This window comes from Streptomyces sp. NPDC051018, assembly GCF_044456085.1.
In the GTDB taxonomy this organism is placed as follows: domain Bacteria; phylum Actinomycetota; class Actinomycetes; order Streptomycetales; family Streptomycetaceae; genus Streptomyces.
In genome coordinates this window covers 37,463-56,961 of the sequence record NZ_JBITFN010000025.1, presented here as the reverse complement: position 1 = coordinate 56,961, position 19,499 = coordinate 37,463, and the positions used below count along the sequence as shown (strand labels likewise).

Annotated in this window: 19 protein-coding genes and 1 pseudogene; 12 read left to right on the top strand and 8 right to left on the bottom strand. The window is 72.2% G+C overall.

Annotated elements, in window-relative coordinates:
* Positions 1-39 precede the first annotated feature (39 nt).
* Positions 40-441 carry a DUF4247 domain-containing protein gene (locus ACIBCM_RS30800; RefSeq protein WP_399248956.1) on the bottom strand — a complete coding sequence of 134 codons (402 nt, stop codon included), beginning with the start codon at positions 439-441 and terminating at the stop codon, positions 40-42.
* A pseudogene (locus ACIBCM_RS30795) lies at positions 438-931 on the bottom strand (DUF2617 family protein). Before ACIBCM_RS30795 ends, ACIBCM_RS30800 begins: the two are co-directional and overlap by 4 nt.
* Before the next feature lie 743 nt (positions 932-1,674).
* Between ACIBCM_RS30795 and ACIBCM_RS30790 the strand changes: the two are divergent.
* Positions 1,675-1,911, top strand: a complete 237-nt coding sequence (locus ACIBCM_RS30790) for a hypothetical protein (RefSeq protein WP_399248954.1) — start codon at positions 1,675-1,677, stop codon at positions 1,909-1,911.
* Positions 1,911-2,285: a toxin Doc gene (locus ACIBCM_RS30785; protein WP_399248952.1), complete on the top strand. Its 375-nt coding sequence runs from the start codon at positions 1,911-1,913 to the stop codon at positions 2,283-2,285. Before ACIBCM_RS30790 ends, ACIBCM_RS30785 begins: the two co-directional genes overlap by 1 nt.
* Positions 2,286-2,460: 175 nt before the next feature.
* Here ACIBCM_RS30785 and ACIBCM_RS30780 read toward each other — a convergent pair whose 3' ends face one another.
* A complete protein-coding gene (locus ACIBCM_RS30780; RefSeq protein WP_399248950.1) occupies positions 2,461-3,018 on the bottom strand; it encodes a DUF4303 domain-containing protein in 558 nt (185 codons plus the stop codon).
* A gap of 161 nt (positions 3,019-3,179) precedes the next feature.
* Between ACIBCM_RS30780 and ACIBCM_RS30775 the strand changes: the two genes are divergently transcribed.
* The 4 genes from ACIBCM_RS30775 to ACIBCM_RS30760 all read left to right on the top strand — a co-directional run bounded on the left by ACIBCM_RS30775 (position 3,180) and on the right by ACIBCM_RS30760 (position 8,267).
* Entirely contained in the window at positions 3,180-3,785 is a 606-nt protein-coding gene (locus ACIBCM_RS30775) for a hypothetical protein (RefSeq protein WP_399248948.1), read from the top strand.
* Between the two features lie 453 nt (positions 3,786-4,238).
* The gene (locus tag ACIBCM_RS30770) at positions 4,239-4,502 is read left to right on the top strand and encodes a hypothetical protein (protein ID WP_399248946.1); all 264 of its coding nucleotides are present in this window, start codon (positions 4,239-4,241) and stop codon (positions 4,500-4,502) included.
* A 305-nt stretch (positions 4,503-4,807) separates the two neighbouring features.
* Positions 4,808-7,120, top strand: coding sequence for an ATP-binding cassette domain-containing protein (locus ACIBCM_RS30765; RefSeq protein WP_399248944.1), 2,313 nt, complete (start codon positions 4,808-4,810; stop codon positions 7,118-7,120).
* Between the two features lie 337 nt (positions 7,121-7,457).
* Positions 7,458-8,267: an SAM-dependent methyltransferase gene (locus tag ACIBCM_RS30760; protein WP_399248942.1), complete on the top strand. Its 810-nt coding sequence runs from the start codon at positions 7,458-7,460 to the stop codon at positions 8,265-8,267.
* Positions 8,268-8,399: 132 nt separating this feature from the next.
* On the opposite strand, the gene dmpG is transcribed toward ACIBCM_RS30760, so the two are convergent.
* The 5 genes from dmpG to ACIBCM_RS30735 all read right to left on the bottom strand — a co-directional run bounded on the left by dmpG (position 8,400) and on the right by ACIBCM_RS30735 (position 13,075).
* A complete protein-coding gene (gene dmpG / locus ACIBCM_RS30755) occupies positions 8,400-9,545 on the bottom strand; it encodes a 4-hydroxy-2-oxovalerate aldolase (protein ID WP_399248940.1) in 1,146 nt (381 codons plus the stop codon).
* Positions 9,545-10,522: an acetaldehyde dehydrogenase (acetylating) gene (locus ACIBCM_RS30750; protein WP_399248938.1), complete on the bottom strand. Its 978-nt coding sequence runs from the start codon at positions 10,520-10,522 to the stop codon at positions 9,545-9,547. Before ACIBCM_RS30750 ends, dmpG begins: the two co-directional genes overlap by 1 nt.
* The gene (locus tag ACIBCM_RS30745; RefSeq protein ID WP_399248936.1) at positions 10,519-11,367 is read right to left on the bottom strand and encodes a 2-keto-4-pentenoate hydratase; all 849 of its coding nucleotides are present in this window, start codon (positions 11,365-11,367) and stop codon (positions 10,519-10,521) included. The genes ACIBCM_RS30750 and ACIBCM_RS30745 overlap by 4 nt, the downstream gene beginning before the upstream one ends.
* Before the next feature lie 296 nt (positions 11,368-11,663).
* Entirely contained in the window at positions 11,664-12,005 is a 342-nt protein-coding gene (locus ACIBCM_RS30740; protein ID WP_399248934.1) for an indolepyruvate ferredoxin oxidoreductase subunit alpha, read from the bottom strand.
* Positions 12,006-12,025: 20 nt separating this feature from the next.
* A complete protein-coding gene (locus tag ACIBCM_RS30735) occupies positions 12,026-13,075 on the bottom strand; it encodes an NAD(P)/FAD-dependent oxidoreductase (protein ID WP_399248932.1) in 1,050 nt (349 codons plus the stop codon).
* A gap of 442 nt (positions 13,076-13,517) precedes the next feature.
* Here ACIBCM_RS30735 and ACIBCM_RS30730 point away from each other — a divergent pair, with 442 nt between their 5' ends.
* From ACIBCM_RS30730 to ACIBCM_RS30705, 6 genes are all read left to right on the top strand, one after another.
* Positions 13,518-14,744 (top strand): Rieske 2Fe-2S domain-containing protein, encoded by a 1,227-nt coding sequence (locus tag ACIBCM_RS30730; RefSeq protein WP_399248930.1) that lies wholly within the window; start codon positions 13,518-13,520, stop codon positions 14,742-14,744.
* A gap of 212 nt (positions 14,745-14,956) precedes the next feature.
* The gene (locus ACIBCM_RS30725) at positions 14,957-15,913 is read left to right on the top strand and encodes a catechol 1,2-dioxygenase (protein WP_399248928.1); all 957 of its coding nucleotides are present in this window, start codon (positions 14,957-14,959) and stop codon (positions 15,911-15,913) included.
* Complete coding sequence (locus tag ACIBCM_RS30720; RefSeq protein WP_399248926.1) at positions 15,910-17,370, top strand: M20 family metallopeptidase; 1,461 nt, start codon at positions 15,910-15,912, stop codon at positions 17,368-17,370. Before ACIBCM_RS30725 ends, ACIBCM_RS30720 begins: the two co-directional genes overlap by 4 nt.
* A complete protein-coding gene (locus ACIBCM_RS30715) occupies positions 17,354-18,244 on the top strand; it encodes an alpha/beta fold hydrolase (RefSeq protein ID WP_399248924.1) in 891 nt (296 codons plus the stop codon). The genes ACIBCM_RS30720 and ACIBCM_RS30715 overlap by 17 nt, the downstream gene beginning before the upstream one ends.
* Complete coding sequence (locus ACIBCM_RS30710) at positions 18,241-18,420, top strand: hypothetical protein (RefSeq protein ID WP_399248922.1); 180 nt, start codon at positions 18,241-18,243, stop codon at positions 18,418-18,420. Before ACIBCM_RS30715 ends, ACIBCM_RS30710 begins: the two co-directional genes overlap by 4 nt.
* Positions 18,421-18,587: 167 nt before the next feature.
* Complete coding sequence (locus tag ACIBCM_RS30705) at positions 18,588-19,442, top strand: alpha/beta fold hydrolase (RefSeq protein WP_399248920.1); 855 nt, start codon at positions 18,588-18,590, stop codon at positions 19,440-19,442.
* Positions 19,443-19,499 lie beyond the last annotated feature (57 nt).

Genomic DNA, 19,499 nt, shown 5'->3' with positions numbered 1-19,499 from the left:
GACGTCGTCGTGGAGTTCGGTTGCGTGTGCCGAGGAGGGTCACTTGCCGGAGCCGGGGCCCCCGCCGCGGAACTCATTGCTGTCCGGACTGGGCCAGACGGACCGCAGATGCTTCTGCCACCGCTGGTAGCCGGTGCGGTAGTCCGCGATCTCGATCAGACTGCCCTTGAGGTAGGGGCTGACGGCGACGATGTCGTCCCGGTAGCGGAGGAAGACCTTGTCGCCGTCGCTGGTACGGCCCCTGGCCGAGGCGTGGTCGTCGATCTCCGTCGCGACCCGGGACGAGGTGTCGGTGGTGTCGACATAGCCCGCGGCGTCGGCGGTGTACTCGCCCTGGATCCAGGCGGTCGGCACGTCGTTGACCTTCTCGGGATCCTTGGAGCACGCGGCCAGCGCCACGGTGGCGAGGATCATCACGCCGACGCGTCGGACGTTCTTCATCGGGCCTCCAGCCGGGTGTGCGTCGCCACGATCCGGCGGCTCTGCGGGTAGGTGTGCCAGGTGCGCCAGCTCAGGCCCGTGTTCTCCCGGTCCACGGTCAGCGCGGTGACCGCTTCCGTGGAGCCGGGGAAGACGCCGTACAGGGCCCGGGGATGTCCGTCGGACCAGCAGCGGATCCGGGCCACCCGTTCGCTGAACTCCGCTGCCGGGAAGCGCTGGACGCGGGCGCTGAAGTGGTAGTCCCAGCCGTCGAAGTGCTGCGCCGCCGTGTCCGGGAGGCCCCCGCGACCCCCGGCAGACACGCCACGGTCTCCCGTACCGGCCCCGCGAAGACCTGATGTGAGGCGCCGAGCAGCCTGAGCTGCACATCAAACCCGCCGAACGTCAGATCCCGTACGGCGAGCGCGTCGCGCGCGGGCCGGCCCAGCGTGAACGACAACTGGTCGGCGTCGGTGTCCAGATAGGGGATCGTGAGGGCTATGCCACTCATGCGGCGCCGCCGGGGCGGGCGGCGGGCCGCGCGGGCGCGACCACGGGGCCGGCCACGGCGGCGAGTGCTGCGGGCGCGGTGCCGGAGGCGGCGAACTCGACCTTCAACGTTGATCCCCCGGCTCCGGAACGTGCAGACAGCGCCGCTGAGTATGGCACAGCGGGCCGGAGCCGCAGCGAGGGGGAGTCGCGTCCGGGGCGCCGGTGTGCTCCGTACGGCTTCCCGGGCCCGCCGTACCCGCCCTGTCCCGCGTGGGCGGGCGCAGTCCGGGAGCTGGGGGTGCGTCAGCCGGTGGTGGGGCGTGTGCCGTTCGGGCGGAGCGGCGGTACGGCGGGTACGGGAGGAGCCGGGGCCGGCTGGGAACGCCGGGGTGCCACCGCTCCCGTACGGGCGGGGCGCGAGCCTCCGCGGGTGAGGCGCGGGGCCCGGGGCGAGGTGGACCGGGCCGGCGTGGGTCCCGGCGGGCGAGGCGCGGGCCCGGACGTCCGCCCCGGGCCCGCGCTCGTACGGACACGGCTCGGTCTGCGGCAGCCGTCGGGCCGGGCAAGGCTCCGGCCGGGGAGCCGGCCGGCCGCTCCTCCCCGCCCCTGCCCGGGGCGCCTCCCGGCACCGCCGTCCCGCCTCCGCGGCTTCCGGTCACCGCGCGTGGTCACCGGCCCCGCCGCCCCTTCCTGCGGGGCGGCTCGTCCACCCCGGGAGGGGGGCGCTGGCCTCGGGAGGTACCTAGTAGGTACCATCGGCCCATGCCGTCCCTGAACATCACCTTCACCGACGAGGAACTCGAAGCGGTCCGCGCCGCCGCCGCCGCCGCGGGCAAGTCCCTCAAGCAGTACGTCCACGATCTCCCCCTGCGAGAACAGCAGCGGATCCAGTTCGTCCGCTACGCCGTCTCCTGGGGCGACGCGCACCGGGCCGAGTTCGACGCCGCCTTCCCCGACGAGAGGCCACCGGCCGACGAGCGGGGAGCCGAAGCCGCCTGATGCCGCTCCACATCGACGTCCCCTGGCTTCTCGACGTCCAGGAACAGGCCGTCCCCGAAGACGTCTCCGTGGCCGACTACTCCGCCCTCGTGGCCGCGGTCGCCCGCCACAGGACCCGCATCCCGCGCCCCGCCACCGTCGATCCCGACCCGGCCTGGCGGGCCGCCTCCCTCCTCCACACCCTCGTACGCCTGCAGCCGCTGCCGTACCGCAACTCCCTGTACGCGTGCCAGGTCGCGGTGGCCTATATGCACGCCGCGGGCGAGGGCATCGACCCTCCGTACGGCGCGCTCGTCGTCCTGGTCCGCGACATCCAGTCGGGCGGTACCTCCGTCTACCAGGCCGCCGACCGTCTGCGGGAGTGGCGCATCTGAGAGGGCTCCGCCGGATCCCCGCCCCGGGAACGACGGACGGCTTCACCGGTGGGCCCTCACCCGGGCCGCCCGGCCCATCGCCGGAGCCTGCCGAAGAGCGCCACCGTCACCACCATGGGGACCGTGATCGGCCCGCCCGGCACCAACGGCGCGCTGCTCCGCCCCGGGCCGCCGGTCACTTCGGCAGCAGGTCCTTCTCGTACCGCCTCCGCGCGGGCACCGGATTGAGCCCGCGCGCCCGCGCGACCATCGACTCCTCGTCCTCGTCGCCGGGAAGCGGGACGTTGACGACGACCCGGTGACGTTCGGAGCCGGTGCCGAAGAAGCCCTCGCGATCCAGATCCGCCAGAGCGCCGACCAGCGCCCGGAGCAGTGCCCCGTTCACTTCCTCCGGGCGCTCATAGGGGTCGCCGAGATCCGCGAACAGCGCTGCCGCGGCCGCGAAGTGTTCGTCGCCGAACAGGTCGTACGGAGAGTCGGCCCCGGACCAGCGGAGATCATCTGCCCCGGCCCCCGCGCCGCGCCCGGCGTAGTCGGCCGAGACCCGCGCCGGCCCCTCGGACGAACAGGCCGTCGGGGCCGGCCGGTGGAGCACACCGGCCGGCCAGAGACCGTAGGAGGAGAACGACTCCGCCGGGCGGGCCCGCCGCGGCGCCGTCCACGCCCGTCGTGACGCCTCCCGTACGGAACCGCGGATCCGCTCGCTCTCAGGCGCGCCGGGCCGCACGGTCATGGTCGTCTCCCTGCCCTCGACTGCCCGAGCCGAGCCGGACCGGGTGGCCCGTCTCCCCGTACGGTGATCAGACACCACCGGAGTCCGGCCCCGGCCGGTGGGCGCCCAGGGACGGCCCGTACCGGCGCCGGGAAGACCCCCGGCGGATCTACCCTTGCGGCATGGGACTGGGTATCGAGGTTCTGATCCTCGACTGGGGGCGGGTCGCGTCGGCATCTCCGCATGTGCGGAGCGGGCTGCTGGAGGAGGCCGTCTTCGGGGACGACCAGCCGGGCGGACCCGACGAGGAGGGGTGGGTGTGGCCCACGCGGGCGGATGCCGTCTGGTACGGCAGGTACGCGTTCCGGCGGACCCTCGGTTCCTTCAAACCCCACTTCTGGGCGGGCGAGCGGTGGGAGAGCGTCCGGGGGCACACCGAACCCGGCCTGCGTACCGCTCTCGACCGGTTCGCGGCGGGGCTGTTCTGGGACGGCCTGCCGGACATGCCCGAGTACGCGGCCGCGGGACCGCCCTCTGCCCGGGAGTGCCCTTGGGGTCTCGATCTGCTCATGTGGTGCTCGCCGGACGAGGTCGCCGGACTGCGGGACCACTGGATCCGGGCGGCGCCGGACATCGAGGGTCTGCGGGATCCGTTCACCGGGCATGCCGCGCAGCCGGACGGCTGGATCCCCGACTTCGACTCCTTCGCCCGCTTCCTTGAGGACTGGGGCGAAGTCGTCACCGAAGCCCATCGCAGGGGCTGGGGGATCGTCGGACTGCCCTGGTGACGGGGGAGCTCGGCAGGCTGCGCGGCCGCAGGGAAGCGCGGGGTTCCCTCGGCCGTGCCCCGTCCGGCGCGATCGCGCTCCGGTGCGGGGAGCAGAAGGTGGGTCTCACCTCGTCGATGCCTCCGGAGTCCCCGGTCCACGTCCTGACCCGCAGCGGGTCGACGGGTTGCCGAAATCCCGTTCGACGCAGTCGACGGCGTGTCGGAGTGCGGCCCCGGAGAGGGGTGTCACGAAAGTGAGGGCAGAAGATCCCTTTCGTTCATCCGGCTGATGAGGTCGGATGATCAAGGAAAGCCGTGTCTGCCGGGCCGTTCGCCCTGGCCGGCCTTGTCGCGGAGCAGGTGACAGGGCGATCGGGTGCCCTGTGAGGGCAGACTGAAGATGGCGCCGGAGCAGGCGGAGAAGCAGGCCGCTCCTGCCCGCGGGCGCCGGGAGCACGAGGGGAGTGAGGACATGACGGGCAGGCGGAACGCCGGGGAACGCGGTGGCGGTGCGGCGAGGGCCGCTGCCGAGACGATCGCAGGCTGGGCGGTGCTGGTGCTCGTCCCGGGGCTCCTCGCTTTCCAGGCATGGATCGTGATGCTCGTCGTCGGCGCCGTCCACAGCGCGGCGGCCTCTGTCCCCGCGTTCGGTTACGGGGCGTCGGTGCTGGTCGCCCTGGGGCTCGACCTCGCGGCGTTCCTGGTCATCCGGTTCCTGCGGTTCTTCCGCCGGTAGTACCGGTCACCCCCGCGGCGGTCCGTCGGCCGGGCCCGGCCGACATGCTGCGGGCGGGAAGCCGGGTGCTGGGTCCCGGCCGCCGGGCGATGCGGCGGCGGAGAGACGGATACCCCCGATCCTCCGATTCCCCTGTCCGGCGGTCGCCCGGGCGCGAAGGCCCCTTGTCAGTGATATCGGGTACGTTCGGTTGCTTACGCCGTTCGGGGCCGACCTGTCCGGGCGCGGAGCTCGGATCCGCCCGTACCGGGAGGTCACCGGACCACCGCACGGGAAGTGACCCGCCCGACGAAAGGGATACCCGCATGCCCGCCCACCAGTCAGGCCAGCGATCCACGTCCGCCGAAGGCGCGGACAAGCCCCTGACGCCCGCCGACCATCACACGGTGATCAAGGTCAGAGGCGCGCGGGAGAACAATCTCCGGGGCGTCGACGTCGATCTGCCCAAGCGCCGTCTCACCGTGTTCACCGGTGTCTCCGGATCGGGCAAGTCGAGTCTGGTCTTCGGCACCATCGCCGCCGAGTCCCAGCGCCTGATCAACGAGACGTACACCGCGTTCATCCAGTCCTTCATGCCGAGCCTGGGCCGTCCCGATGTGGACGGGCTGCACAATCTGAGCGCGGCGATCGTCGTGGACCAGGAGCGCATGGGGGCCAACTCCCGCTCCACGGTGGGCACCGCGACCGACGCGTACACCATGCTGCGCATCATCTTCAGCCGCCTCGGCACCCCCCACATCGGCACATCGGGGGCCTTCAGCTTCAACCTTCCCGAGGGCATGTGTCCCCGGTGCGAGGGCCTGGGCAAGGTGTCCGACGTCGACACCGACCAGATCGTCGACCGGGACAAGTCGCTGAACGAGGGCGCGATCACCGTCCCGGGCCACGCCGTCGACTCCTGGCCGTGGTCGATCGTGGTCGGGTCCGGGTTCTTCGACCCCGACACCAAGCTCCGGGACTTCACCGAACAGGAATGGGCCGACCTCCTCCACAAGGAGAGCGTCAAGGTCAAGGTCGGCTCGAACAACTTCACCTACGAGGGTCTGGTCACCCGTATCCGCCGGAGCTGGCTCGTCAAGGACCGGGAGGCGCTCCAGCCGCACATCCGCGCCTTCGTCGACCGCGCCGTCGTCTTCGCGCCCTGCCCCGAGTGCGAGGGAACCCGGCTCACCCGGGCCGCCCTGTCGTCCCGTATCAACGGTGTGAACATCGCCGAGTGCTCGTCCATGCAGATCAGCGATCTCGCCGCCTTCATCCGCGGCATCGACGCCCCCGATGTCGGTCCGCTGCTCACCGGCCTGCGTGAACTGCTGGATTCGCTGGTCGAGATCGGTCTCGGCTATCTCAGCCTGGACCGGTCCGCCTCCACCCTCTCGGGCGGTGAGGCACAGCGGGTGAAGATGGTGCGCCACCTCGGCTCCAGCATCACCGACGTCACCTACGTCTTCGACGAGCCGACCATCGGTCTCCACCCGCACGACATCCAGCGGATGAACGAACTGCTGCTGCTCCTGCGCGACAAGGGCAACACGGTGCTCGTCGTCGAGCACAAGCCCGAGGTGATCGCCATCGCCGACCATGTGGTCGATCTGGGGCCCGGTGCCGGTGAGGCGGGAGGGGAGATCTGCTTCAGCGGCGATGTCGCCGGCCTGCGTGCGTCCGGCACCCTCACCGGCCGCCATCTGGGGCACCGGGTCCGGCTGCGGGAGACCCCGCGGACCGCGCGGGGACAGATCTCCATCAAGGGCGCCGATCTGCACAATCTCAAGGACGTCAGCGTCGATGTGCCGCTCGGCGTGCTGACCGTCGTCACCGGAGTGGCGGGCTCCGGGAAGAGCTCGCTGATCCACGGCTATCTCGCCGATCACGAGGGTGTGGTCGTGGCCGATCAGTCACCGATCCGGGGCTCCCGCCGCTCCAATCCGGCGACGTACACCGGACTGCTCAACCCGATCCGTACGGCCTTCGCCAAAGCGAACGGGGTCAAGGCGGCCCTCTTCAGCGCCAACTCGGAGGGAGCCTGCCCCAAGTGCAACGGGCTGGGTCTCGTCTACACCGATCTGGCGATGATGGCGGGAGTCGCCTCGCTCTGTGAGGAGTGCGAGGGCAAGCGGTTCACCCCCGAGGTCCTCACCTACCTCCTGCGCGGCAGGAACATCAGCGAGGTGCTGGGCATGTCGGCGGCGGAGGCGTACGAGTTCTTCCCCACCGGCCAGGCGCACACCGTCCTCGGGCGGCTCAATGACGTCGGGCTGAGCTATCTGCGCCTCGGGCAGCCGCTGAACACACTCTCCGGAGGTGAGCGGCAGCGGCTGAAGCTGGCCATCCACATGGCGGAGAAGTCCTCCACCTACATCCTGGACGAGCCGACCACCGGTCTGCACATGGCGGACGTCGACAAGCTGCTGGCCCTGCTGGACCGACTCGTCGACGAGGGCAACACGGTCGTCGTCATCGAGCACCACCAGGCCGTCATGGCACATGCCGACTGGCTGATCGACCTGGGGCCGGGCGGCGGCCACGACGGCGGACAGGTGGTGTTCACCGGCACCCCGGCCGATCTGGTGGCCTCCGCGGAGACCCTGACGGCCCGGCATCTGCGGGAGTACGTGTCCTGACCCGCGTACCACACACGGGTGCCGCCGTGTCCGCCCCGGGGCGAGCACGGCGGCATCCGCGCCGGTCGCCACGGACAGGTCCGGACGTCCGTCCGCAGTGCGGGGGCTTCGTCGCCCCGCCCCTCAGATGCTGCCGTGGTGCGGGTACGGCGACGTTCGCAGGTGCTCATGGCCGATGCCGGACGCCGTTGTTCCGGTGAGGGTGAACGGGGGTGGGGATCGCCGTGTCCCGGGACCCGGCGGGAGCGGCGCCGCCGACCCGGGATTCCGTTGGGCTGCACAGGGGCCCGCGCCCCATACACTTCTGAACCATCTCTGCGAGGACGGGAGTTGGGACATGCCGCAAGACGGGCGGGCCGCGGGCAGGATCGATACGACACGGGCGCATTCGGCGCGTGTGTACGACTACATTCTGGGCGGGAAAGATCACTATCCGGTCGATGTCGAGGCCGGTGACGCGATGGTGGCCGGGTGGCCGTCGCTTCCGGTGAGCATGCGGCAGAACCGGCTGTTCATGCAGCGCGTGGCACGGTATCTCGCGGGCGAGGCGGGCATCCGGCAGTTCCTCGACATCGGTACCGGGCTTCCGACCTCGCCCAATCTTCACGAAGTCGCCCAGGGGGAGCGGCCGGACGCGGCGATCGTGTACGTCGACAACGACCCGATCGTCCTCGCGCACGCCGAGGCGCTGCTCACCAGCTCCCCCCAGGGCCGCACGGCCTATGTCGACGCGGACATGCGGGAGCCGGAGTCGATCCTGGAGTCCGAGCCGTTCCGGGAGATCCTGGACCTGGGGAAGCCGGTCGCGCTCACGGTGATCGCGATGCTGCACTTCATCAGGCCGCCGGACGACCTCACGCTGGTGCGGCGGCTGCTGGACCCGCTGCCGTCCGGGAGCTATCTGGCGATCTCCACGGCGACCGCCGACTTCGCGCCGGAGGAGTTCGCCCGGGTGGTGGAGGAGTACGAGGGCAGGGGCATCCCCATGGTGCCGCGCTCCCAGGCGGAGGTCGGCGCGTTCTTCGAAGGGCTGGACGTCGTCGAGCCGGGGCTCACCCAGGTCCACCGCTGGCGGCCCTCGGACGAGCAGTCCGCCGTCCGCAACGAGGAGGTCGCGATGTACGGGGCCGTGGCCCGTAAGCCCTGATACGGATGGCCGGCCCCGGGGCCTTGGGCCTGCGGAGCGGCCCGAGGGGGGTGTGCCCCACGCGGGTGGTGTCCCTGGCGTGCGGGCTGCCGGGTCCGGGCGCGGTGACGCGCCCGGGCACCGGAGGCGTGGTCACGGTGAACCCCCTTCCGCGGTGGGGGAATTCACCGTGGCACCGTTCGCGGCGGCCAGCAGATCGAGAGCCACATCGGTGATCATGTCCTCCTGTCCTCCGACCATACGGCGGCGGCCGACCTCCACGAGGATGCCCCGGGTGTCGAGGCCGTAGCGGGCGGCCGCGGCCTCTGCGTGGCGGAGGAAGCTGGAGTACACCCCCGCGTATCCGAGGCTCAGGGTTTCCCGGTCGACCCGCACCTCACGGTCCTGGAGCGGGCGTACGAGATCGTCGGCCGCGTCCATGAGCGGGAACAGGTCGCAGCCGTGCTCCCAGCCCAGGAGGTCGGCGACCGCGATGAACGCCTCCAGCGGACAGTTGCCCGCGCCGGCGCCCTGACCCGCCAGGGAGGCGTCGATCCGGGTGACCCCGTTCTCGACCGCCACGACGGTGTTCGCGACACCGAGGGCGAGGTTGTGATGGGCGTGGATGCCGAGCCGGGTGGACGGGTCCAGGGCGTCCCGGTAGGCGCGCAGCCGGTCGCGTACACCGTCCATGGTGAGACGGCCGCCGGAGTCGGTGACATAGACGCAGGTGGCGCCGTACGACTCCATGAGCCCCGCCTGACGGGCGAGTTCGGCGGGCTCGGCCATGTGGGACATCATCAGGAAGCCGGAGACGTCCATGCCCAGTTCACGGGCGGCGGCGATGTGCTGGGCGGCGATGTCGGCCTCGGTGCAGTGCGTGGCCACGCGCACCGACCGGATGCCGAGGGCACGGGCCTGCCGCAGATCGCTGAGCGTACCGATCCCGGGCAGCAGGAGGGTGGTGGGTACGGAGGTACGGGTGACGTCGGTGACGGCCTCGATCCACTCCCAGTCGGTGTGCGCCCCGACCCCGTAGGTGATGCTGGAGCCGGACAGGCCGTCGCCGTGGGCGATCTCGATCGCGGAGACCCCCGCGGAGTCGAGGGCGGAGGCGATGGCCCGGGCCTGCTCCACGGTGTAGCGGTGCCGGACCGCGTGCATCCCGTCGCGCAGGGTCACGTCCTGGATGTACAGGACGGGGGGCCCGGCTCCGGAGTCCGGAGCGGGCGTCGGCGCGGTCGTAGACACAGGCGTGGTCACAGTCGTGGTCGTGGCCGTCTTCGCGTTCGCGGTCATCACGCCGTCACCTCGCCGGAGTGCCGTGCCCGCACCCGGGCATGTGCGGCCATGCGCTCCGCGGTGCGCAGCGCGGCCGAGGTCATGATGTCGAGATTCCCGGCGTACGCGGGCAGATAGTGGCCGGCGCCCTCGACTTCGAGGAACACGGACACCTTCAGCGCGTCGGCCCCCGCGCCCCGGGGGAGCAGTCCGCGCAGGGGGTCGTCGTCCGGCACCCCGGCGAACTGCACCCGCTGTTTGAGGCGGTAGCCCGGCACGTACGTGCGCACCCGCTCGGCCATGTCCTCCACCGAGGCGGTGACCGCCCCGGTGTCGCAGCCGGAGACCAGGCAGTGCACGGTGTCGCGCATGATCAGCGGGGGTTCGGCCGGGTTGAGGATGATCACGGCCTTGCCGCGCGCGGCCCCGCCGACACGTTCCAGGGCGGTGGCCGTCGTCTCGGTGAACTCGTCGATGTTCGCGCGGGTCCCGGGACCCGCGGAACGGGAGGCGATGGAGGCGACGATCTCCGCGTAGTGCACAGGGGTGACGGCCGATACCGCCGCGACGACCGGGATCGTCGCCTGCCCTCCGCAGGTGACCAGATTGACGTTGGGCGCGTCCAGATGGGCGTCCCCGTTGACGGGCGGCACCAGATACGGACCGACGGCCGCGGGCGTGAGGTCCACGACGGTACGGCCGAGGGCCCGCAGCACCCGGTCGTGGCGCCGGTGGGCCCCGGCCGAGGTGGCGTCGAAGACGATCCGTACCCCGGCGAACTCGTCGAGACCCGTCAGTCCGTCCAGTCCCGCGCCGGTGGTGGCCACCTTCAGCCGGCGGGCCCGGGCCAGGCCGTCCGACGCCGGGTCGATACCCGCCATCGCGGTCATCTCCAGCGAGTCGGACAGCCGCAGCACCTTGATCATCAGATCGGTGCCGATATTGCCCGAGCCGATGACGGCCACCTTCGTACGGTGTCCGGGCGAGCGCTTCACGGGCTGTCTCCTTCCGGGGCGAAGGCGACCCGGACCGGGCCGAGTCCCGTGATGCGGGCTTCGAAGACGTCTCCCGGAGCGCCCGGGGACATCGGGCCGAGCGCACCCGTCAGGACGACGTCGCCCGCGCGCAGCCCCTCACCCCTGCGGGCGAGCGTCGAGGCGAGCCAGGCGGCCGCGTCGAGCGGGCCGCCCAGGCACTCGGCACCGCTGCCGGTGGAGACACGGGAGCCGTTGCGGGTCATCTCCATCGCGACGGCGCGCAGGTCCGTGCCGGCCGGCGGAACCGGTGTGGAGCCGAGGACGAACAGCCCGCTCGACGCGTTGTCGGCGACGGTGTCCACAAAACCGATGTCCCACCCGGCGATCCGGCTGTCGACGATCTCCAGCGCGGGCAGGGCGAAGCCGACGGCCCCCAGTACGTCGTCGGGGGTGCAGCCGGGGTGCTTCAGCGGACGGCTGAGTACGAGGGCGACCTCGGCCTCCACCTTCGGCGCGAGCAGCAGGCCGGACGGGATCCTCCCGCCGTCCGGTACGGCCATGTCGGCCATCAGCGTCCCGAAGTCGGGCCGGTCGACGCCGAGTTGGCGCTGCACGCGCTTCGAGGTCAGTCCGATCTTCCGGCCGACCACCACCCCGCCGTCGGCGATCCTGCGCTCCACGTTGAGACGCTGGACGGCATACGCGGCATCGACGTCGTCGGCCGCGAACAGTGTGCGCACGGGGGTGGTCGGGACCCCGGTCCTCGCGGCCTCGGCGAGAAGGTCCGCCGCCTTCACGACGGCCGGCCCGGGGAAACGGCCGGCGGGGGTCACCGGCGACACCGCCGCGGACGGGCCGAGCACGGGCGGACGGGACGGGCGCCGACCGGAACGGGGCTGAGGGAGCGGGCGCGGACGGAGTACGGAGAGTTCGGAGGGGGCTGTGGCATGGGCTCTTCTCCGGTCGGGATCGTTCTCGCGGGGCTGGGGGTGGCAGTACTCGTACGGGCTGGGGATGGTCGGGGGAGTGGCCGGGTGTTCCGGGGACGGGCAGCCGGACCGGGGTCGGGGTCGGGTCGCGGTGTGCGTCCGGAGCGCGGGAGGGCCCGGCCCGCTCCGGCTGGTCGGCCGTCGCACGGCGGATGCCGTCGTACCGCGCGTCAGGGCCGGTAGGCGCTCACCAGCGCGGTGTCGACGCCCAGGTCACCGACGGCCCCCGCCCCGCCCGGATCCCCGAGGGGGGTGTGGCGGCCCGGCAGCGGCTCGGCGAAGAAGGCGATCGAATCCGCGGCGAACCGCGCCTTGCCCTCGTCGGATCGGGCCGTACGGCCGGCGAAGATCGCGTCGACCGGGCACTCGGGCTCGCAGGCGCCGCAGTCGATGCACTCGTTGGCGTTGATATAGCTCTTGCGGTCGCCGACGTAGATGCAGTCGACGGGGCAGACGTCCAGGCAGGCACGGTCGGTGACGTCGATACAGCTCGCGCCGATGACATAGGACACGCGGTTCTCCGATCGGTCGGTCAGGTGGTCCGGGCCGGGCGGCCCGGAGGGTCGGTGGTGCGGCCGGGAGATCCGGGGGAGTGACGGGGAGACTCGGTGGAGTGGCCGGGGAAGAGGGAGAGCCCCGGATCGAGTGCGACCGCCGCGTTGTTCACCGCGGTCGCGACCTCCCCGAAGCCGACCGACATCAGCCGGACCTTGCCCTCGTACTCGGTGATGTCCCCGGCCGCGTAGACACGGTCGAGGCTGGTACGCATCCGGCTGTCGACGACGACGGAGCGGCGCCGCAGTTCCAGCCCCCAGGAGGCGAGCGGGCCGAGGCTGCCGACGAAGCCGAGCGCGGCGACCACACTGTCGGCCCTCAGCACCCGCGTACCGGTCTCCCCGCGCACCCGGACATGGGCTTCCCGTACGGCGCCGTTGCCGACGAGTGCTTCCACCTCGGCGTCGGTGATGATCCGGGCACCCCCCTCGGTGACGGCGGTGACGCTCGCGGCATGGGCGCGGAAGGTGGACCGGCGGTGCACCAGGGTCACCGAGCGGGCGATCGGCCCGAGGGTGAGCGCCCAGTCCAGCGCGCTGTCCCCGCCGCCGACGACGAGGACGTCATGACCGGTGTGCGCCGCGGGGTCCGGTACGAAATAGCTCAGGCCGCGGCCCAGGAACTCCTCACCGGCCGGGAGCGCCCGGGGGGTGAAGGTGCCGATGCCGGCGGTGAGGACGACCGCGCCGGCGTCGATGACGTGTCCGTCGGCGAGCGTCACCCGCGGACAGCCCGCCGGGGAGTGCTCCAGCGCGACCGCCTGCCGGCCGAGCAGATACCGGGGCCCGTAGCCCGCGGCCTGGGAGAGGAGCGCGGTGACGAAGTCGCGCCCCTGCACACCGGGGATGCCCGCGACATCGCGGATCTCCTTCTCCGGGTACAGCGCGGCGATCTGGCCGCCCGGCTCGGGCAGGGCGTCGACCACGACCGTGCTCAGGCCGCGGAACCCGGCGCAGTACGCGCCGTAGAGCCCGGTCGGGCCGGCTCCGACGAGGAGGATGTCGGTGACGGTACGGGACGCGGACATGCTGGCCTCCTGGGGTCGCGGTGCGGGGACGGGCGGCCTCCCGGGCGGTGGGGCCCGGGGCTCGGCCGAGGGTGAGGGTGCGCGGGTGATGCGCGGGTGTGGTGTGGACGCGGGGTCGGCACGGGTGCGGTGGGACGGGCGCCGTCCGCGCGGTGGCGCGGCTGTGTGGTGGGCCCGCGGGACGTGCGGGGTGCGGGGCCGTGGTGCCCGTGGGTCCGGGCCGTGGTGTGCGGTACGGGCCCCGGTGGCGGTGCCGTCCGAACGCTAGGCGCGCCCGCACCGTCCGGCACGCGGCCGGGACCGCTCAACGGAACAGCCGGGCAATCCCGCAGGGCGGTCCGGTCAGCAGACCGCCGGCCTTGGGCGGCGGGGGCACCGGTGGTGGACTCCCGGCACGGTCCGGTTGCGCACGGCAGCCGCCGGCGATCCGAAGGGAGCGGTCATGAGCGTACCGACCGGGGAAGAGACCGAATCCGCGCGCCGCCGTCCCGCCCGCCGGGGCAGACTGCCCGGGCGGCAGGACTGGTCGAGCTGGCCCCACTACCAGGCCGCCGCAGCGGGATTCCGCGGCTACTGGTACCCCGTCGTCCATTCCTCGCGGGTCACGGGCAGACCGAGGCAGATCACCCTCCTCGGCGAGAAGATCGTGCTGCTCCGTGACGGCGGTACCGTCTACGCGCTCAAGGACCGGTGCCCGCACCGGGGGGTTCCCCTCAGCCAGGGCGGTCAGCAGTTTCCGGGCACCATCTCCTGCCCCTATCACGGCTGGACGTTCGATCTGCGGACCGGTGGACTGAGGGCCGCGATCACCGACGGTCCGGCGTCCCCGATCTGCGGGAAGGTGACCCAGCCGACGTACGGCACCGCCGAGCGCCTCGGCATGGTGTGGGTCTTCATCGGTGACGGCGAGGAGGTCCCGCCGATCGACGGGCAACTTCCCGAGGAACTCGTGGACAACCCCGCGGTCGTCGGCTCCCGTATCCAGCACCGCCCGGGCAACTGGCGCTTCGCCTGTGAGAACGGCTATGACGAGGGCCACGCCAAGTATCTGCACCGTACGGCCCTGTGGCGGCTCTTCAAGGCGATGCCGGTCTGGAACGAGACCCGTATCGTCCGGCGCGGCCGATGGATCTACCGCGTCCAGGACAAGCAGCACTGGGAGGCCGATTTCCCGGGGCTCGGGAAATGGAGCAACCAGGCGTGGTTCAAGATGAAGCCGCCGAAGGAGGTCGGCAACATCGGGAACACCGGCGGACACCGGGCGGTGGACCCGGTCATCGCCGCGCAGGACTACCCCGGTTTCGCCTCGGTCAGCATGCCCGGGGTGCTGCGTATCGTCTATCCGACCTTCGTCCACTACGAGTTCTACGTCCCCGTCGACGAGGACCGTCACCTCTATGTCGGCGCCCTGGCCGGATTCCGCCAGGGCATCAGGACGCTGCCCTTCTACGTCAAGTACCTCGGCTTCGTCCGGTGGCTCTTCCACGGCCAGTTCTCGGGCCAGGACCGGTGGATGGTCGAGGTCACCGACGCACCGCCGGAGCGCCTCTACCGTCCGGACGACTCGCTGCTGAGATGGCGCGGACTCGCCGAGGACACCACCGAGGCACGGGCCGAACGACTGCGTGGCGAGGGCATCCTGCCGGCCGCCCCGCCCACCGGGAACTGAGCGGTGCCCATGGAACCGGCGGCGTCCGTCAACGGCACCGCCCGGACAACAGCACCGACTGGAAAGCACCGTCCGTCAATGCGGCCGCCGGGAAGGTGGCACCGCCCGTCAATTGCGGCCGCCCGGAACACAGCACCGCCCGGCAACGCCGCCGCCCGGAAGGCGGCACCGTCCGTCAACGGCACCGTCGAGGAAAGCGAGGGACAGGGGACATGGCACGGATCGTGCTCGGGGTCGGAGCGTCCCACTCCACACTGATGAACACCCACTGGGACAAGGTCGTCCACACCGGCCGGGCGGAGCGGTTCCGTGACGCCCTGGACGAGGCACGGGAAGCCGTCGCCGCCTCGGGGGCCGATGTCGCGGTCGTCATCGGGTCGAACCACTTCCGCGGCTTCTGGCTCGATCTGATCCCGGCGTTCACCCTCGGGGTGGGCGAGGTCATCGCCTCCGGCGAGGCGGGGACGCCCGAGGGCCCCCAGCGCACCGACCCCGCCTTCGCGCGGACGCTCGCCCGGCACCTCGTCGAACGGGGGACCGAGGCCGCCCTCTCCGCCCGGCTCCAGATCGACCACGGTCAGACCCATGCCGTCCAGTACGTGCTGCGGGACCTGGACGTCCCGGTCGTACCGCTGGTGGTGAACGTCTTCGCCGCCCCGCTGCCCCGGCTCGACCGGTGCGCGGAGCTGGGACGCAACATCGCGGCCGCGATCGACGCCATGCCGGGGGACCGGCGCGTCGCGGTGATCGCCTCGGGCGGGCTGTCCCACCGGCTGCCCTGGCCCTCCGACTGGAGCGATCCCCACGGCGAGGACGAGGAGTTCATGGTCGGCGCCTGGCTCAACGGCCGCGGCGACTGGGAGCGCTACGACGGGCGGCGCCGGGAGATCATCACCGCCGCCCGGCCGGTGATCTCCCCCGAGTTCGACACGGAGTTCCTGGCCACGCTGGAGCGCGGCGGCCTCGAACGCTATCTGGGCCTGTCCAGCGAGCACGTCGAGGAAGTCGCCGGCAACGGCGGCCAGGAGCTGCGTACCTGGCTGACCATGGCGGCAGCGCTCGGATTCGTACCGGGCCGGACCCTGGCGTACGCGCCCATGCCGGAGTGGCTGACCGGGATGGCCGTCGCGCTGATCGACCCCGACGCCGTGCGGGGAGCGGCACCGTGAGCGGGGGTGCGGCGGGCGCCGACCCGGGCACCCGGGCAGGTGCTGCCGTAGCAGGCACCGGGGCAGCGGCCGAACCGGACACCGTGGCGACGGCCGTGGCCGATCCCGTAACGGAGGCGGTCGTCGCCCGGCTGCTCGCCCTCATCACGCAGGACCGGCTGCGCCAGGCGGTCCACGCCGTCACGGCCGTGGCCAGCCCGACGGGCCGGGAGGCGCCTCTGGCCCATCTGCTGGCCGCCCGGCTGACCGCCGCCGGATTCGCCGCCACCGCCCAGCACCTCGACGAGCACCAGGCCAACGCCGTCGGCAGGCTGCGCGGCCACGGCGGCGGAGAGGATCTGATGCTCTACGCGCCGATCGACACGCTCACCACCGGTGAGGAGGCGATCGACCTGCCGTGGATCGGTGAGCGGCTGCGCCCGGACATGCTGCCCCGGGCCCGGGACGACGGTCCCTTCGTCTCCGGGCTGGGCGCGGGCAACCCCAAGGGGCATGCCGCCTGCGTCCTCGTACTCGCCGAAGCCCTCGGTGAGGTCCGCCCCGCGCTGGCCGGTGATGTCGTGGTGGCCTTCGGGGCCGGCGGTATGCCGACCAACGCCGTCGAGGCGCCCGGCTACCCCGCCCGTACCAACACCGGCCACGGCGTGGGCTGTTCGTTCCTGCTGGAACGCGGCTGGCACACCGACCACGCGGTCATCGCCAAGCCCGGCGACTTCATCGCGCACGACGAGGTGGGCCTGTGCTGGTTCGAGATCATCGTGCCCGGCGTCCACACCTACGCCGGCAGCCGCCACCGGCTGCCCTACCGCAATCCGATCGTCACCGCCGCCGAGGTCGTCACCCGGCTCGAAGCCTGGCTCGCCGACCGTCCCGCGCGGCACCGGACGGCCACGGCCGCGCCGCAGGGCGTCATCGGATCGATCGCGGGCGGCTGGGAGCGCATGCTCGCCGTGACCCCCGCGGCCTGCCGGATCCGGCTCGATCTGCGGACCGCGCCGGGCACCGCACCGATGGCCGCCAAACGGGAACTCACCGCGTACACGGCCCGGCTGTCCGCCGAACTGGACGTGGAACTGACGACCGAACTCGTCCTCGCCGTTCCGGGAACGAGCACCCCGCCCGACGCCACGATCGTGCGCAACGCCGTCACCGCGTGGGAACGGACGGCCGGTACGCCGCACCGGGCCGTGGCCGGCAACAGCGGCGCCACCGACGCCAACATCCTGCGCGCACGGGGCATCCCCACCGCCCGCGTCGGGATGCCGAAGCCGGCCCCCGGCGGATCCGGCACCGACTTCGCGCTCGGCATGAACACCGTCGACGTCCGCGCCATGCGGCGGCTGTGCGAGGTCCTGGCCCGGATCACACTCACCACCACGGGCGCCCGGAGTGCCGCGCCGCCGGCCGCCCGGCGCCCGTACGACCGAGGGAAGGACCGACATGCCACCACCCCCTGAGAGCCACTACGCCGACGGCGGAGGCGTCCGCTACCACTACCACGACCTCGGCACCGGCCCCGACACCGTCTTTCTGCACGGCGGCGGGCCCGGCTGCACCGCCTGGAGCGACTTCGGGCCCGTCGCCCCCCTGTTCGCGGCCGGGCGCCGCTGTCTGCTCGTCGACATCCAGCAGTACGGCAAGTCCGAGAAGTCCCCGATCAGCGGCCCGATGTGGGACCACCACGCGGCCAAGACGGCCGCCCTGCTCGACACCCTGGGCGTCGAGCGCGCCGACTTCGTCTGCAACTCCTGGGGCGGCACCATCGCGCTCAACCTCGCGGCCAAGTACCCCGACCGGGTCCGCGCCCTCGTGGTGACCGGCAGCATGCCCGTGTTCCACGGCCCGCTCGCCCCCCTGCCGGAGGGCGGTCGCCGGGGCCGCAACGCCCGGGACCTCTACTACGGCGGTGAGGGCCCGACCAGGGAGAAGATGCGGCGGCTCATCACCCGGCTGGAGTGGTACGACGGCGACCGGCTGCCACCCGAGACCGTCGACCTGCGGTACGAGCAGAGCCTCGATCCCGGCGAGCGCGAGCTGGCCGCGAGCTCCGACTCCCCGCGCGGCGACTGGCAGGACCTCACCGGGGAACTCGCGCGAATCCAGGCACCGACCCTGTTCCTGTGGGGCATGCAGGACGCGTTCCTCACCCCGGACTATCCGCTGATGCTGGCCCGTATGGTGCCCAACGGGAATCTGTATGTGATGGACCATGCGTCCCATCACCTCCAGGAAGAGCGCCCGGGCGCCTACCACTCCGTGGTCACGGGCTTCCTCGGCTCACTCGGCCCGGCCGCCCTCCGGCCGCCCGGGCACACGGAGGTGCACCCATGAGCGCGGCGAAGAAGAACCCGGTGACGGCAGGCCCGGTGACAGCGGGGCCGGTCGGTTCGAGGCGCGTACGGGAGAACCCGGTGAAGGCCCTGATCGCCCTGGTGGTGTCGGCCGTCCTGCTGCGCCGGCTGGCCGCCCGCAGCAACACCCAGGTGCATCGCATCAACCAGAGGTAGCCGGTGGCCGCCGACGGGCGCCGCCGGGGAGAACAACACGCTCTCCCCATCGACGGGCGCCACCGAGGAGAACAACACGCCCCGCGGGCACCGGAAGACACCAAGAACACCGGAAGGCACCGAAAGGCACCGGAAGCAACCGTCCCCGAAGAATCGGAGCAGCACCCATGAGCATCTGGACCGAACTGGGCCCGGTCTCCCACCGCGTGGAGTACCTCGACGCGAAGGGGGTCCGGACGCGCACCCTGCGCGCGGGTGACCCCGAGGCACAGGCCGTCGTCTTTCTGCACGGCACCAGCGGACACCTCGAAGCCTTCGCCCGTAACATCGCCGCGCACTCCGCGTACGATCTGCACGCCATCGACATGCTCGGGCACGGCTACACCGGGAAACCCGGCAGACCGTACGAGATCGCGGACTACGTCGGGCATCTGCTGGACTACCTCGACGCGGCCGGAGTGGAGCGCGCGCATATCGTCGGGGAGTCACTCGGTGGCTGGGTGGGCGCCCGCACCGCCATCGAGCACCCCGGACGGGTGATCAGCCTGCAACTGCTGTGCGCCGGCGGCACCGTCGCCGACCCCGCGATCATGGAGCGGATCCGCACCAGCACCAGACAGGCGGTCATGAGCGACGACATCGGTCTGACGCGCAAGCGCCTGCGGCTGCTGATGGCGGACGACCGGGACGCCACCGAGGAACTGGTCGAGATCCGCCATGACATCTACCACCAGCCCGGATTCGTCGCGAACATCGGCAATCTGCTCTCGCTCCAGGACATGGAGCGCCGTCTGCGCAATCTGCTGAGCCCCGGGGACCTCGCGCGGATCAACCGGCCGGCCCTGATCGTCTGGGGCCGGCAGAACCCGTTCGGCGACGTCCCCGAGGCGGAGGCCATGCACCGGGCCGTCCCCGGCTCCCGGCTCGAACTGCTCGACGGGTGCGGGCACTGGCCGCAGCACGAGCGGGCCGCCCGCTACAACGAGATCAGCCTGGCCTTCCTGAAGGGCGCCGCCGGCTGATCCCCGCGGGTCCGGCCGGTCCGTACAGCCCGGCCGACGGGCCCTGCCCGGTCGGTC

Excerpts from the sequence above, each read along its gene's own strand:
- ACIBCM_RS30710 (WP_399248922.1), top strand. The coding sequence starts at position 18,241 with ATGAGCGCGGCGAAGAAGAACCCGGTGACGGCAGGCCCGGTGACAGCG.
- ACIBCM_RS30760 (WP_399248942.1), top strand. The coding sequence starts at position 7,458 with ATGCCGCAAGACGGGCGGGCCGCGGGCAGGATCGATACGACACGGGCG.
- ACIBCM_RS30765 (WP_399248944.1), top strand. The coding sequence starts at position 4,808 with ATGCCCGCCCACCAGTCAGGCCAGCGATCCACGTCCGCCGAAGGCGCG.
- ACIBCM_RS30785 (WP_399248952.1), top strand. The coding sequence starts at position 1,911 with ATGCCGCTCCACATCGACGTCCCCTGGCTTCTCGACGTCCAGGAACAG.
- ACIBCM_RS30790 (WP_399248954.1), top strand. The coding sequence starts at position 1,675 with ATGCCGTCCCTGAACATCACCTTCACCGACGAGGAACTCGAAGCGGTC.
- dmpG (WP_399248940.1), bottom strand. The coding sequence starts at position 9,545 with ATGACCGCGAACGCGAAGACGGCCACGACCACGACTGTGACCACGCCT.
- ACIBCM_RS30705 (WP_399248920.1), top strand. The coding sequence starts at position 18,588 with ATGAGCATCTGGACCGAACTGGGCCCGGTCTCCCACCGCGTGGAGTAC.
- ACIBCM_RS30715 (WP_399248924.1), top strand. The coding sequence starts at position 17,354 with ATGCCACCACCCCCTGAGAGCCACTACGCCGACGGCGGAGGCGTCCGC.
- ACIBCM_RS30775 (WP_399248948.1), top strand. The coding sequence starts at position 3,180 with ATGGGACTGGGTATCGAGGTTCTGATCCTCGACTGGGGGCGGGTCGCG.
- ACIBCM_RS30800 (WP_399248956.1), bottom strand. The coding sequence starts at position 441 with ATGAAGAACGTCCGACGCGTCGGCGTGATGATCCTCGCCACCGTGGCG.
- ACIBCM_RS30780 (WP_399248950.1), bottom strand. The coding sequence starts at position 3,018 with ATGACCGTGCGGCCCGGCGCGCCTGAGAGCGAGCGGATCCGCGGTTCC.
- ACIBCM_RS30770 (WP_399248946.1), top strand. The coding sequence starts at position 4,239 with ATGACGGGCAGGCGGAACGCCGGGGAACGCGGTGGCGGTGCGGCGAGG.
- ACIBCM_RS30725 (WP_399248928.1), top strand. The coding sequence starts at position 14,957 with ATGGCACGGATCGTGCTCGGGGTCGGAGCGTCCCACTCCACACTGATG.
- ACIBCM_RS30730 (WP_399248930.1), top strand. The coding sequence starts at position 13,518 with ATGAGCGTACCGACCGGGGAAGAGACCGAATCCGCGCGCCGCCGTCCC.
- ACIBCM_RS30735 (WP_399248932.1), bottom strand. The coding sequence starts at position 13,075 with ATGTCCGCGTCCCGTACCGTCACCGACATCCTCCTCGTCGGAGCCGGC.